Source organism: Paenibacillus ottowii, assembly GCF_006874425.1.
Taxonomy (GTDB): domain Bacteria; phylum Bacillota; class Bacilli; order Paenibacillales; family Paenibacillaceae; genus Paenibacillus; species Paenibacillus ottowii.
The window spans coordinates 502,198-516,885 of sequence record NZ_VIJZ01000001.1; the positions used below are offsets into that span (position 1 = coordinate 502,198).

Genomic DNA, 14,688 nt, shown 5'->3' on the forward strand with positions numbered 1-14,688 from the left:
GTTATCTTCGGGGAGGGACGAGATTGGAGAGCTTCAAACGTAAATCACCAGAGGAAATACTGGATTCGATTAACAAACTGCATCGGGGCAGACTCAAAATATACATTGGTGCGGTCAGTGGCTCGGGCAAAACGTATCATATGCTGCAAGAGGGACAAACGTTGCAACATGAGGGAATTGATGTTGTGATTTGTGCGGTATCGACCCTGCAGCGGCGTGAGACCGTGGAGCAGGTCGGCTCGCTGGAGCGAGTGCCCAGTATTCATTGGATGAAGGATGGCGAAGAACAAAAGGATCTGAATGTGGAAGCTTTAGTGGCACGAAATCCTGAGGTAGTGCTGGTGGACCATTTGGCACATCATAATCGAAAAGACGCCCCATTTCCAACAAGGCTGGAGGATATTCGGTATTTGCTGGAGCTGGGCATTAGCGTCATTACAACGGTCAATGTTTATGAACTCGAAGGAATCACAGAGTGGGTATATCAGCTGACAGGTTTTGAAGCGGAATCTACAGTCCCTGTGGATACATTGGAGCTGGCGGATGAAATTCGTCTAATTGATGCCACTCCAGAAATGATTTTGGAGCGGCTGGCGAAAGGTTACATGCATACGCCCAATCCTGAGATGTTTCACCGGGGAAATCTGGGTAAATTGCGTGAGCTCGCTCTGCGACTGGTGGCAGAGGATGTGAATGATTCGCTGGAACGGCACCGGGAGGAGTTAGGCTTGCACGGGGCGTCAGGAGCAGCGGAGCGTATTTTGGTGCCTGTCCAATATCATTGGAATGGGTCCATTTATGTGCGCAGAGGGGAACAGGTGGCTAAGCGTTTGGGTGGAGATATGCTGGTGGTCTCCTTTGTCAGCTCGAAGCGCAAGCTGTCCAAGGAATCAGCAGCCTTCAGGCGTTCCATTGAACAGCTGGCTGACAAGATCGGATCGACCTTTGAAGAAATCCCTCTCCTTTCCCGCAGAAGGCTGCCACGTCAACTTATCCATTATGCGGTGACTCACAATGTTACCCGAATTGTTATGGGGCACTCTCGGCAGACTCCGTGGCAGGAGTTGGTTAAAGGATCATTGGTGAACGGAATTTTAAAACGAATGAAAAATATGGATCTGCTGCTGATTGCGGACCGAGCCGAACAGGAAGGGGAACGGATTTTGCCAACGATGAGACAGGAGGAAGGAGATACTGACCCGTATCATCGTTTGAGCGTTGAGGAAGTACAGGCTGAGGAAGCCAAAATCCTACGGGGCAAGCTCAAGGTATACATTGGTGCTGCTCCGGGGGTCGGCAAAACATACACCATGCTGAGAGAGGGGAATGATCTGCTGGAAACCGGGATTGATGTGGTCATCGGATTGCTGGAAACGCACGGAAGAGCAGAAACGCTGGCCCAGGTAGGCTCTTTGGAGATGATTCCCCGTCAGTCTATTGAGCGTCATGGTGCATATTTGGAAGAGATGGACACTGAAGCTATCCTTAGGCGTAATCCTGAGGTAGTGCTAATAGACGAGCTGGCACATACCAACATTCCGGGAAGTCTGAAATCTAAGCGTTATCAGGATGTACTGGTCATTTTGGAACATGGTATTTCTGTTATATCCACAATGAATGTGCAGCATCTGGAGAGCTTGAATGACGCAGTAGAACAAATTACTGGTATTCGGGTGAGAGAGACTGTCCCTGACCATATGCTGCGTTTGGCCGATGAAGTACAGCTTGTTGATGTGGCTCCCAAATCGTTGCAGCAGCGTATGCGTGAGGGGAAGATTTACGATCCTGCGAAGGTGGAGCAGGCACTTAGTCACTTTTTTAAGCTGGGTAATCTGATTGCGCTGCGTGAACTTGCTTTGCGGGAATTGGCAGATGATGTAGATGAGCGGCTGGAGTCCTGGGATCGACACGAATCACTTCGGGGACCGTGGCGCAGGGAGGAAGTGATTTTTGTAGGCGTGACGCTAACCGACAATGCTGAAAGGCTGATTCGCCGCGGCTTTCGCATTGCTTTTCGTCTGAAGGCTATGTGGATTGTAACTTATGTTCATGTTGGTGAACGTGTACCGGAGAAGCTGAACCTTCGTCTGGAACAACTAAAGCTGCTGACCCACCGACTGGGGGGAACCTTTGAAATTCGGCTTGCTTCCAGTCGACGCGAGATTGCCGACATTTTAATTGCTCCAGTGGAAGGATATTCGGGTACGCAGCTTATCGTGGGACAGTCTTCCCGAAGTAGCTGTTGGGGGAAGACTGCGGTTGTGCCGAGGATTCTCCGTCAAGCACGTCATATGGATGTTCTCATCGTGGCGGATTATGATCCGGACATCAAGTTGGAAACAGATTATTAACAAAGCCTAATTGATTCATAAATAGTTATATGCTGGTTACCGGTTATTCACTGCTTCCATAGTATATTCTATCTCAAAGAAATGGAGGCGAGATTGAATGTTTAAACATCGTAAACATTTTTGTCATTTTCCAAAGCCAAGAAAACGTGTGACTAAGAAAATCATTAAGGTGACTGTCATCAAGTTTAAGCCAAGATTTAAACATGAAGACTTTGAAAAGAGATGTCACTGCCGCAAACGTCGTCACCATCACCATCATCACTGCCACCATCGTCATCATGAATGTCATCGTCGTCATCACAAATTCTACTAAGTTGAAGATCGTAGGAGGCGGGGCTAGACTGCCCGCCTTCTCCTAGTACCAGGATTTCAGGAAAGTATTTGTACAAAAAATACTTGCTCTAAAATAGGTGCTATGCTATCCTACCAGTAAATAGAATTTCTGTGACGGAAGCACCGTTCACCAACCGTATGTACTTACGGATGGATGAGCGGTGCTTTTTTGCGTTGTTCCGTTGGGAAAGGGGATGAGCGTTATGGTTCCGGTAAAAGTGGTATTGGCCGTAGAAGATCGGGATTATATTGAACCACTGCTGAATTATGTACATGGAAGTGAATACGCCAGAAGGCTGAGAATAACGGCATTTTCGCAGCCAGAGGCATTTCACCAATACATGATAGAAACCAGTGGAATGAAAAGGCCTGAGGTGGTAGTAGGTGAAGCAGCTTTTCTGAATTTATGGACAACCCGGGAAAATGCAGATATTCCTTATTTGGTTTTATATGAGGGGGAACAAGTGAGCGAATATGAACAGCTTTTATTAAAATATCAGCCTTTATCTGAGTTGGTCAGTTCTATTTTGGAAACGGCGAGACAGAGATCGAATAGTCGGAAAAGCGTAAACAGTCAGGAAGGTGGAATGATTATTGGCATGGTAGCAGCTTCTGGTGGATTGGGTAAAACAACGACCGCGCTCAATATGTCAAAGCAACTGGGCAATGAGGGATATTCGGTATTCTATTTGAATCTGGAAACGATGGATTCAAGCGCGTTGTTCACTGGTTCAGACGGTTCAAGCGGATCACAAGAAGAAGGACTATCTAGGCTGCTGTATGACCTCAAATCGGAGGGGAAGGAGGGCGCTTTATTATCTATGGCTTCCTATTGTGTGCATCGCCCTGAAATTCAGGCAGATACTTTTCAACCTGTCTATAATCGCAAGGAATTGATGGATATGACTTGTGATGAAGCAAAAGAGCTCATTCGGACGATTGCTGAAAGCGGGCAGTATGATGTGGTAATCGTAGATGGTGATTCTGAACATGGTGAGCGGGCTCAAGCTGTACTTGAGGCCAGTCATAAGCTGATCTGGTTGCTGGCTGACGATTTAATGAGCATGCACAAGTGTGGATTATGGCTGGATGTTTTAGCAACCACGCAGCCTGAAGGGCTTAAAGCCATGATATGCAAAACCAGCTTTGTGGTGAATCGCTACATGGGAACTATGATCAACTCGTTACCTCGTGACTTTATAGAGCTAAACGGAGCGTTACCCTATATCCCTTCATGGAAGCAAATGCAGCATCCTGAGCTGCTGCTTAGTTCACCGATTTATCAGCGGGAAATCCGCCATTTGTGCCGCGAGTTGTTGGATATGGAAAGCTCAGCACAACCGTCGGTTGCTTGGTCTTAAGGGGATGATGAATATGAATGAGGAACAATTTAAGGCATTGCGCGCGGATATCCGTAACGGGCTGGACGTAACCTCCTCAGTCAAGGATACAGATCTGGTACGGCATATCGAAAAGCGAATTCTAAATGATGTCGAGCTGGCGAGCTTAACTTCCCGAGAGAAGCACGCACTTGTCCGCAAAATGTTCAACTCTTTCCGTGGGCTGGATGTGCTCCAGCCATTGATTGACGACCCGACCGTTACGGAAATTATGATCAACAGTCATCGGGAAATTTTTGTGGAGCGGGCAGGTGAGGTGATTCAGGTGCCCGAGCAATTCGAATCCCGCGAGCGGCTGGAGGATTTGATCCAGACGATTGTAGCTGGGGTGAACCGAATTGTAAATGAGGCTTCCCCCATTGTGGATGCCCGGTTAAAGGATGGATCACGCGTAAATATTGTACTGCCGCCGGTTGCTCTCAAGGGACCGACGATGACCATACGGAAGTTTCCCGAGCGTCCCATGACGATGGATGATTTGATACGAATGGGTGCGCTGGATGCAGAAGCAGCCGCTATGCTCAAGGACTTGGTATGTAGCAAGTACAACATTTTTATAAGCGGCGGAACGGGCTCTGGTAAAACAACCTTTCTGAATGCATTATCCCAGTTCATCCCTTCATCTGAGCGAATTATTACAATTGAAGATTCGGCAGAGCTACAAATTGTGACGGTCCCAAACCTGGTATCCATGGAAACACGGAATGCAAACACCGAAGGGAAGGGAGAAATCACGATTCGTGATCTGATTCGTTCCTCCTTGCGTATGCGGCCCAACCGCATTGTGGTGGGTGAGGTCAGAGGGAGTGAAGCGTTGGATATGCTGCAAGCAATGAACACAGGACACGATGGATCGTTGTCAACCGGTCATGCGAATAATATCCGCGATATGGTCAGTCGGCTGGAAACGATGGTGCTTGGCGGGGCAGAACTTCCGCTTGGAGTAGTACGGCAGCAGATCAGCTCGGCCATTGATATATTTGTTCATCTATCACGCCTACGCGACAAGTCCAGAAGAGTACTGGAAATTAGCGAAGTGATTGGCTTTGAAAATGGCGAGGTGACGCTGAATCCTCTTTATCGCTTCCGGGAGAGCGGAGAAAGTAAAGGACAAATTGTAGGGGGACTAGAACGTTGTGGCGGAGGACTGCAACATACTTTGAAGTTGCAAATGGCCGGGATCAAGCCGGAAAGCTGGCACAGGAAGGGAGTATCGATATGAGAACAAGAAAGGCAACTGCCAAGCAAGTGTCACATGAGGTCCCTTCTCTGCCAGATTATACGGTGTATACCTTATCGACTGTACAAAAAAGTCTATGCATTCTTTTTAGTGGTGTGCTGTTTGCGATGATCGGATATCTATTTTATCACCAATGGATATTATCATTGCTATACGCTGCTGGAGCTGTGGTGACCCCTCGTTATTTTAGGAGGTTTTTGCTGCAACGACGTAGGTCTGCTTTAAGCATTCAATTCAAGCAGGCTCTATACTCGCTTTCATCTTCTCTTTCAGCGGGTAGGTCAGTGGAAAATGGGTTTCGTGAGGCTGTAGAGGATTTAAGGCTGCTTAGTCCAGATGGAGACCACGAATTGATCTTTGAATTTAACATTATTACAGCCTGCCTCGAAATCGGACAGCCTGTAGAGGCTGCTTTGCAGGATTTGGCTCGTCGGGCTCAGATGGAGGATATTACGAATTTTGCAGACGTATTTAGGGCTTGTAAACGAACCGGAGGGGATCTGGTAGAAGTCGTACGACGGGCTTCAAGTGTCATTGGTGAGAAGCTGGACATTCAGCAGGAGATCGGTGTAATGATTGCGCAGAAACGATTTGAATCTAGGGTTATGTTTGCAGCGCCTTTTTTGTTTGTTTTGTTTATGACAGTGACAGCAGGAGACTACATGATGCCCTTATACAGCGGTACAGGTATGATTTTATCAACTTTTTGTCTATCGGTGCTTGGTGGTTGTCTCGTGTGGATCAATCACATTATGAAGATTGAAGTGTAAGGAGTGATGGGTGTGTTGATGTTGGTTTGTCTGGTCATGCTGGTTCTGCAAGTGGGAGGTTGGGTGGTGCTGAACCAAATGTACGCTGCTAAGTATGCACATTTTCGCCATATGAAGCTGGAAGGACTGCGGCTACAAAAACTTTCGGTGCCATTTGTTCACATGCTTCATGTTTCACGTGCTACTCAAAGGCTGCCTTTGCTGATGTTCAAGCTTCAGCGATCGATACAGAAACTGTATGGTATGCGCAACAGTGGAGAAAAGACGATGCTTTTTCTGGCCGAAATGTTGGGTTACGGATATATGGTGGCTGCTGGTGGAGCATTAATATCGCTCATGTTGGGCGGGGAAGCGACTGGACTGGTGCTTGGCTTGGGGCTCGGTGTCCTGGTGCCAGTTGCGTTGGTCAAGGATCTGCTTGGGAAAGTACAGAAGCGGGATCAGCAGATTTTAATGGAATTGCCTGAACTATTGAGTAAAATAATGCTTTTAGTTGGTGCGGGGGAGACGGTACAGCGGGCTTTGCTGCATTGTGTGGAACGAAAAGGGGAGGATACGGTACATCCATTGTATCGGGAATTGCGGCAGACAGTGGGGGAATGGAAAAGCGGCTATTCCTTTCAACAGGCATTTGAACATCTGAGCAAACGTTGTGGTATTCAGGAAGTGACGATATTTACAACGACAGTTTTATTGAATATGAGGCGCGGCGGGAGCGATTTTGTAATGGCTTTACGTGAGTTGTCTCAGACATTATGGAGCAAGCGGACTTCAATTAGCCGCACAAGAGGGGAACAGGCTTCTTCAAAATTAGTTTTCCCGATGGCGCTAATCCTGCTTACGGTTATTGTGTTGGTGGGCGCTCCGGCTTTAATGATGATGAACATGTAGGAGGATAAAATGATGACGACATTAGTAGCAGGCAGTATTCGTAAATTGTACAAGGATGAGGATGGTTTGGGGACGTTAGAAATGATCCTGATCATTGCGATTCTGATTGCGGTAGCAATTATTTTTAAGGATCAGATCAAGAAAATTGTAGAAGGGCTGTTGAAAAAGGCGGATAAAAAAAGTAACGATTTTATGGATTCATAATGCAGCGCAAATTAGCACAAAAAGAGGATGGGAGCTTCTCCTTGGAAGCTTCCCTCGTCTTTCCCATTTTGCTGCTGGTCATTTTTGTAATGTTATTTTTTTGCCTGTACATATATCAAAAATCTATATTGGTGCAGGTTGCTTCTACTGCTTCAGAAAGAGCTGCTTACAGCTGGGATAACAGCTTTAAGGACCCACGTACAGGAGCTTTTGCGCAAGGACAACGGGATTCTCTCTATTGGCGTTTGAAGGATGACGTGATGTTAGCCGCTCTGTTTGGCTGGGCCAGAGCCGATAATCAGGAACGTGTACAGGTGCCGGGCGGCACTGGAGGAGGGGGGATACCTACTCAGAAGCTATCCAATGCAGCAAACAGAATGCCAATGGGCATGCAGGGGCAGATGGCATATGAGAACAGTATAATACGCCGTAGGGTTACCACAGAGCTCAATAAGATGGTGAAGGTTCCTTTGCTGAATCAATTTTTAGATCAGACAGATTTACAAGGAAAAATGAGCTCGGGTGTGGTAGAACCTGTGGAATGGATTCGTACGGTAGAGATGGTCCGTTATTATGGTGCAAAGTTTATGGGTAGAGGCTCAGGTGAAAAGGTAGATCCGTCAGTTGCAGGTAAAGTATTGATGCAATATGGGCAAAACGGTCGTTAAGGAGTAGGTAGCGGGAATGTCACTGGAAAGGAGGAAGCGGGTGTTTGGTAAGGGACGTAATACAAAGGACGGGGAATCAGGTGCTGTCACGGTCTTCCTCATTCTGATTTTGGCGGTCATGTTCGGTTTTATTGCTGTATTTATTGATTATGCGAGAATTGCTGCGTTGCATGTGCAGACCGAACGGCTGACCCATGCGGCGGTACGGTCAGTGATGTCTGCTTATGACCCGGCATTACAACAGGAGTACGGTTTATTTGCTTATGGTGAAGGCGGCGGAGAACAAATTATGGTCAAAGTGCTGAATGACAGTGCTCGGCGTACGGCGCGCGCGGAAACGCTGCCGCTTTTGAATATGAAGCTGGATTCCAGCTCCCTGCAAATGGAAAGGGAGCTTGGTAAATATGCCACATTCAACGAGCAGATCCGTGAAGAGATGAAGTATAAGGCACCTGTCGATTTTACGTTTGAAGTGCTCGAAAAGTTGAAGCCACTCTCTCAAAATATGAAGGAAGCTTCACACACGGTAGATTTGCTGAAACGGCTGCAAAAGCTGTATGACAGACGAGAAGGCAAACTGGATGACATGCTGGAGAAACAGCGTAAGGCAGGAGTATATATGGAAGAGGTTCGTAAACGGATTACTAAACAGAGGGGTGCATATATGCCTAATCAGTATATATGGGATCCACTTGAGGTTGTAGCCGATATTGCTGCTCAGTATAAGCATTACGTGCATGTATATGAGGATAACAAGAAGAGTGTGGACGACGTAAAAATCATGCAAATGGAGAAGTATGCAAGAAGGGCAAGAACAGCACTGGATCGCCTGCAACAGGTCATGGTTAAGGCTGGAGAGGAGCATGACAAGCTGCTTGTGGAAGCCCAAGATCCGTTGAATGAAGCCCGGCAGATTAATGAGGAGATGCGCAAAGTCATTGCCCAATATAAGCAGAGGGCGGCCAATGCAGGCTATGACGAGATTTCCGCAGCCCCCACTCCAAGTGGAGGAGGCTACAATGCCGATCAGGCTGTAGGAAGTGCCCGGCAAAAGGCAGAGGATTTGTTGATTCCCGATAATGAGTTTGAGCAATGGGCAGCAGAAATCGAAAAGCAACGGACAGCTATAAATACTGCTAACAATAGAATAACGAGTATGATGCGTACCTTGTCCTTTTATACAGATCCATTTTTGAATGCAGACATGCTCAAGCAAGAAGTCGCTTCGACGCTTAAGGAGATAGATAAATACTTAAATGCGTATGCTTGGACTGGACCCGCAAATGTACTCGACGGTGAAGCCAGAACGATGGACACGCGACGCGGTCCGGACAAAGAACGCAAGAAAATGGAAAAAGAGGCGAAAAACAAGCTCAAGCAAGCTTATCGGATCATTGAGGTTCTTTCTAAAGGTAAACAAAGCGCTGAGCAATTCCGAGAGGTCGAGCAGTATTACAATGAAAGTATTTTGTTTAATCAGTCCACAACCAGTCCATCTATATCTGCTGATTTGTCCTATGACACCTATGATGCAGCGGGGTCTTCCATGGATAGTATGGATGGATTATACGAGGCGGCATCCAATTTACTGACTCAGCTGGGAGACGAGTTTTACCAGAACGAATATGCGCTTTCCTACTTTCATCACGTAGACTTCAGCCGATTTGGCAGTTTGACCGGATCAGGTGGAAAGGTAGGGAATGCCGCACAGATTTTAGGGGATCAACTGGAAGTGAATAATCAGGAAGTTGAGTACATCTTGTATGGATTCCATAATCCGACGGGTAATCTGGCATCTGCCTATGGGGAAATTTTTGCTATGAGGCTTGCCATTAGAACGATGGAGGGATTAGTTAAAAATAGCTCAAAAGGTAACCCGTTGGTCGTATTGGCGGCAGCCTTGTTATATGGAGTAGAGAAGGCGATTGAAGACATGGTCATGCTGGCACAAAAAGGGGATGTGCCTTTGTCTGACTTTCTGAAATTTCGAATGACGTATAAGGATCATTTGCGATTGTTCCTGATGCTCCATAGCAATAATGAGCGGAAAATGTCCCGTATGCTTGCTCTGATTCGCCTGAATACAGATGTCAATCCAGCTGAGCGGCGTACGTATGTAAAGGGTGAAGTCAAGAATGGGATGAGACTGTGGTTTCTACCGGGAGTGATGAAGATGCTTGGAGCTGCCTCCCAAGAAGGGGAGAGCATTAAGGGAAGTGTGTACTATGTCACGAAAACAGCGCATTTTTCCTACTAATCAGCATCTACGCCAGGTTTGTGGACAGGAGCAGCGTGAACAAGGAAGTATTGTTTTAGAAGCGTCACTGGTGCTGCCATTGTTTTTATTCTTTATTATTTTTCTCATTTATATGGTCCAAATGACGCTGGTATCTACAGCCTTGCAGACTACTGCTTCAGAAGCGGTTAAGCAGGTTTCGGCTAAAATCTATCCCGTATCTCTAGCTGTGGAGGCGGCGTCCGCGAAAATAGATGCAGCCCACGAACCGCTGGATGAACTGCCTAAGTTATCCGTGAGTGAATATGCAAGCCAATTCGCTGCCCAACTGCCACCTCCAATCGGTGATTGGGTAGAAAGTGCTGTTCAAGGCGGCAAAAAGCCACTGGAGGAGCTAAAGGGACGCTTGACGGAGGCTGTACTTGATCCTGTGCTGAAACCGATGCTAAAGCCTTTTATGGAGACAAGCATTCTGGAGTATGAACGTGTCCATATAACGAGCGTGCATATACCCTCTCTTACAGAAACTAAGGCCCCTTATTTTAGAGTAGAGCTATCGTATGAGCTACCGATGAAGGTCCCCTTTCTGTATCGCAACATTGTGCTCCAAGCTGCAGCCGAGGAACGTCTTTGGATCGGCGATACAGGAGAGGGAGCAGGTACAGGTGATGCGACAGGGGATAAGGATGCGAAGAATTCCATACAGCTGCTCGTCAAACCTGAACCTGCTGTGAAGGGAGTTTACAATTTGATCAAGGCCAAGGTTGAACCCGGGACGAATGCAAGCCTTTCTGTACTTTATAAGTCAGGTGAAAGCACGGCTCAGCACTTGGGCTGGGCCTCGGCTGATGCAGGTGGGATTATTGAATGGAATTGGTTCGTGGGAACGAACACGACACCAGGTCAATGGAGCTTTGTGATTGAAACGGAGGATGGCCAACGTATCGAGGTTCCGTTTTCTGTGCAGAAGACAACTGATGGATAGGCGAAATATAGACGTTTAGAGATAACTATGATTGATGGAAAAGGGTTGGCAGTCCTACAAATTTCTATTTTTATAAAGGGGAAAGATCACATTGACGTGGATGTATATTGTGTGCGGAATTCTGCTGACGATTGCGCTGGTCACGGATTTAAGAAGCATGAAAATCCCTAATAAGCTTACAGTGCCTGGCATAGCAGTAGGCTTGCTGTTCAATACTCTGTTTGGGGGCTGGCACGGTTTTTTATTTGCTGTTGCTGGTCTTGGAACAGGCTTTGGATTCATGCTGATTTTGTACTGGATGGGAGCTATTGGTGCAGGAGATGTAAAGTTGTTCGGCTTAATTGGAGCATGGACAGGTGCTGCTTTTGCGTGGCAATCGGCTCTATATTCGATTTTTTTTGCAGGCATTATTGGTATAGGGATTTTACTATGGAGGAGAGAAACCATCATGAGATTGCGACGTGTGGCGTTTAATTTAGGAGGACTTTTCCTATTTCGTAGCGGCAAGGCGCTGATCAGTGGGAGAGAAGCGCATATCAGGTTTCCTTTTATGACGGCAGTCATTCCGGGGGTGGTCAGTGCTTATCTTTACTTCTTGTCATGACGTGTCCGCTTTGGGAGATCATGCTACCTCAGGAAATAAGAAAGGGTTAAGGAGGTCATGAATTGTTTGGTTTAAGCAGGGATTTTGCCCGGAATGGCGGGACCTTTATGATTCTAAACAAGGAAGGTGGGCTCAAGACCGATGATTTAAATTCTGTACAGACCAGAATGTTGACTAGTAATCGGATTCCTGGTCTGCTGGAACTTAGAATAAAAGAAGTCGATTTTCAGATCGAGTTACATTACGATATTTCGGGGAAACGTATGCTTTCCCAAGTATGGAAAGGTGGGAGTGTATCGACTTCTGATTTCTACCGAATTCTCTTTGAAGTAGCAGATACTCTTCATCGTAGTCCGCAATATATGTTAAATATCCGCCAGTTTATGTTGCACGAGGATTACATTTTTGTAAGCGGGTCGGGTACAAGGGAGACCGTCAGTTTAACCTATATTCCTTTGTGCAGTGTACAGTATCCAGAACAAACAGGCAGTTATTTTAAACAGATGATTATTCGTTTGCTGACTCGTGTGGCTCACGCTCAGGGAGGATTTATACAGCGCATACTTGATCTATGCGATAGAAATGAATTTGAGGTGGGTGCGTTAAAGGAATTACTGTTGCAGGGGATGGCGGCTGGTGAACAAAGCGTAGGCGGTCAGGATGAGGATAAATCATCTATTCATTCCTCTCATACCCTACAGGGTAACTATACAGATCGTGGCGAAAGAACGTACAGGCAAGAGCACCGGGAGACTCTGCAGGAAATCCAGGAGCTTAAGCGGGTCAATCAACTCAAGCAGTCTATAAAACCTGAAGAGAACGTCGAGGTAGGAACCGACGAAGAAATGGAAGATGCGGAGCCTAAATTGCAACAGTATAAAACATACATTGCTCTCGGATGTCTGCTCGCCTCGGCTATCGTTTGGCGCTACATTTATTTGGATCATCCAGAGACAGTGCCCTTGCTTATTTCAATTGTGCTGACTTTGGTACTTGTCGCTGTTGCTTATATAAGCTGGATGGGGAAATTAGAGCGTAATCGAGCTTCAGCTCATCTTTATAGTGAAGCAGTTCCTGTATTGGATTCGGAATGGTTAGGAACCACACCTTCAGCACAACGGAAAAATGACCGTTATCAGGTAGATAAGTTGACTGGGTTTGTAGCAGGACGCCATCGCCAAGATAAACAATCCTTCGATTCGAGTGATCAAGGGCGGGAGAGCTGGCGTTGGACTCTTCCAAACTCAGAATCTAAAGGCGTGGGAAACCAAGCGGCGGGGGATCGAGAGAAAGTAAGTGCGAATTATGATTTACACGAGCCTTCGAGGAAAGGTATCGCGTGTGTAAATGAATTGGACGACAGTGATACCAGCGAGGCTTATTATAAGTCCTTATCCGGTGTCACGGAACTACTCAATACGATGTCCAAGCAGGAAACCGTGCTGCTTCGTCCGGATCAAGAGATACAGAGTCCACCTAATCAGCATTCGCCAATTGCTTGCTTGGATCGTAAGTTGCCCCGAAGTGGAGAGACCGAGCGCATACGGTTGCAGCCAGACCAATTCGTTGGAGGCAGCTTTATCATCGGAAGAGATCCACAGTTGGTCCAGTTTGTAGAGCACACGGATGGAGTCTCCCGTTCTCATATTGAGCTTTGCATAGTTGCAGGAGGACAAAACCATATGGTTAAGGATTTATCCTCGACGAACGGAACTGTGCTGAATGGAGAGCCTATGGTGCCTTATAAGGAGTATGCAATAAAGGAAGGAGACACTTTTAAAATCGCCGGAGTCTCTTATACTTATCGGTTGGACTCTTTTAAATCCTCCGATGCATCTTGAGTAAAGATTAAATGAATATATGTTAAGAAGAGGCCTATTGTATTCTGGGCTTCTTTTTATAAATAGATTACCATTCATAGGCCTAAAACGTTGCAGCTTAAAGATTTTACTTCATATATCTATCATCCACAGAATCCATTTTAACGCTGTTTGTGAGGAGAACGGAGTTCCTCTAGCGCTTCTTGCAGTGAAGGATAGTTAAACTTAAATCCGTGCTCCAGCGCTTTGCGCGGTATTACCTTTTGACCGTCCAATACAAGCGTGCTCATCTCACCCAATAGCTTTTGAACGAGAATGCCAGGAACGGAAAACCAGTGCGGACGGCGGTATACCTTAGCTACTGTTTTCCCGAACTGGTCGTTCGTCATGGGATGTGGTGACGAAGCGTTTACTGCCCCGGAAATCTCGGGTGTATGGATACAATACGAGATCAGACGAACGATATCCCCAATATGAATCCAGCTCATCCATTGATGGCCACTCCCTATTTTACCACCAATTCCGAAGACGTAAGGCATCTTCATGAGTGGGAAGGCTCCTTCTTTTCTGTCCAGCACAAGGCTGATGCGTAACTTAATTAGACGGGCATCGGCAGGATAGGCATTGGCAGCTTCCTCCCATTGCTCAACCACCTGGGACAGAAAATCTTCCGAACGACACGGACTTTTTTCGTCAAATGTTTCGGTCAGGGATGTGCCATAGGCCGCTACAGCCGAAGCCTGTATGATGACTTTTGGTTTTTTTTGCAGAGCATTCAACGCTTGAGCCAATCGGGCAACGGATTGCAGTCGTGATTGAAGAATTCTTTGTTTAGACTTGTTCGTCCAGCGCTGATTCAGCGTCTCTCCTGCTAAATTAACGACCGTATCCGTGCCCTCCAGTAATTCAGGCTTTTGTTTTAATTCGTTCCAGCTCATATATTGCAAGCGAGGGCTCTCTTCATGGCTTACCAGCGGCTTGCGGGTAATGACTTTCACGGTATATCCGTCATCTAGCAGACTTTTGACCAGTGCACTCCCCACCAATCCAGTTCCTCCGCATACGATGATGTTCATCCAGCCTATCCTCCTTCCCATTCAAAAAAATGTTCCTGTTATAAAATATAACCTTTTTTGCTAAAAAAACATCATGTTGAATGTATCTGTATACGCTACAGGAGGTTGAT

12 protein-coding genes are annotated in these 14,688 nt (G+C 46.6%); 11 read left to right on the forward strand and 1 reads right to left on the reverse strand.

From position 1 onward, the window contains the following. Positions 1 to 23: 23 nt before the first annotated feature. The 11 genes from FKV70_RS02360 to FKV70_RS02415 all read left to right on the forward strand — a co-directional run bounded on the left by FKV70_RS02360 (position 24) and on the right by FKV70_RS02415 (position 13,523). The gene (locus FKV70_RS02360; protein WP_142611720.1) at positions 24 to 2,351 is read left to right on the forward strand and encodes a histidine kinase; all 2,328 of its coding nucleotides are present in this window, start codon (positions 24 to 26) and stop codon (positions 2,349 to 2,351) included. Between the two features lie 536 nt (positions 2,352 to 2,887). Continuing rightward, complete coding sequence (locus tag FKV70_RS02370) at positions 2,888 to 4,045, forward strand: AAA family ATPase (RefSeq protein ID WP_142611721.1); 1,158 nt, start codon at positions 2,888 to 2,890, stop codon at positions 4,043 to 4,045. Between the two features lie 13 nt (positions 4,046 to 4,058). Further along, positions 4,059 to 5,306, forward strand: coding sequence for a TadA family conjugal transfer-associated ATPase (locus FKV70_RS02375; RefSeq protein WP_142611722.1), 1,248 nt, complete (start codon positions 4,059 to 4,061; stop codon positions 5,304 to 5,306). Next, positions 5,303 to 6,094 carry a type II secretion system F family protein gene (locus tag FKV70_RS02380; protein WP_142611723.1) on the forward strand — a complete coding sequence of 264 codons (792 nt, stop codon included), beginning with the start codon at positions 5,303 to 5,305 and terminating at the stop codon, positions 6,092 to 6,094. Before FKV70_RS02375 ends, FKV70_RS02380 begins: the two co-directional genes overlap by 4 nt. Before the next feature lie 6 nt (positions 6,095 to 6,100). Then, positions 6,101 to 6,985: a type II secretion system F family protein gene (locus FKV70_RS02385; protein WP_142611724.1), complete on the forward strand. Its 885-nt coding sequence runs from the start codon at positions 6,101 to 6,103 to the stop codon at positions 6,983 to 6,985. Between the two features lie 9 nt (positions 6,986 to 6,994). Beyond that, positions 6,995 to 7,189 (forward strand): Flp1 family type IVb pilin, encoded by a 195-nt coding sequence (locus FKV70_RS02390; protein WP_063208101.1) that lies wholly within the window; start codon positions 6,995 to 6,997, stop codon positions 7,187 to 7,189. Beyond that, positions 7,189 to 7,857, forward strand: a complete 669-nt coding sequence (locus tag FKV70_RS02395; RefSeq protein WP_142611725.1) for a TadE family protein — start codon at positions 7,189 to 7,191, stop codon at positions 7,855 to 7,857. The genes FKV70_RS02390 and FKV70_RS02395 overlap by 1 nt, the downstream gene beginning before the upstream one ends. A gap of 40 nt (positions 7,858 to 7,897) precedes the next feature. Then, on the forward strand, positions 7,898 to 10,114 hold the full coding sequence (locus FKV70_RS02400) for a DUF5702 domain-containing protein (RefSeq protein ID WP_142611885.1): 2,217 nt from the start codon (positions 7,898 to 7,900) through the stop codon (positions 10,112 to 10,114). After that, positions 10,083 to 11,078, forward strand: coding sequence for a TadE/TadG family type IV pilus assembly protein (locus FKV70_RS02405; RefSeq protein ID WP_142611726.1), 996 nt, complete (start codon positions 10,083 to 10,085; stop codon positions 11,076 to 11,078). The genes FKV70_RS02400 and FKV70_RS02405 overlap by 32 nt, the downstream gene beginning before the upstream one ends. 91 nt (positions 11,079 to 11,169) lie before the next feature. Continuing rightward, the gene (locus FKV70_RS02410) at positions 11,170 to 11,682 is read left to right on the forward strand and encodes an A24 family peptidase (RefSeq protein WP_064795382.1); all 513 of its coding nucleotides are present in this window, start codon (positions 11,170 to 11,172) and stop codon (positions 11,680 to 11,682) included. A 62-nt stretch (positions 11,683 to 11,744) separates the two neighbouring features. Continuing rightward, positions 11,745 to 13,523, forward strand: coding sequence for a DUF6382 domain-containing protein (locus FKV70_RS02415; protein WP_142611727.1), 1,779 nt, complete (start codon positions 11,745 to 11,747; stop codon positions 13,521 to 13,523). 140 nt (positions 13,524 to 13,663) lie between these two features. On the opposite strand, the gene FKV70_RS02420 is transcribed toward FKV70_RS02415, so the two are convergent. After that, the gene (locus FKV70_RS02420) at positions 13,664 to 14,578 is read right to left on the reverse strand and encodes a TIGR01777 family oxidoreductase (protein WP_142611728.1); all 915 of its coding nucleotides are present in this window, start codon (positions 14,576 to 14,578) and stop codon (positions 13,664 to 13,666) included. Between the last annotated feature and the right edge of the window lie 110 nt (positions 14,579 to 14,688).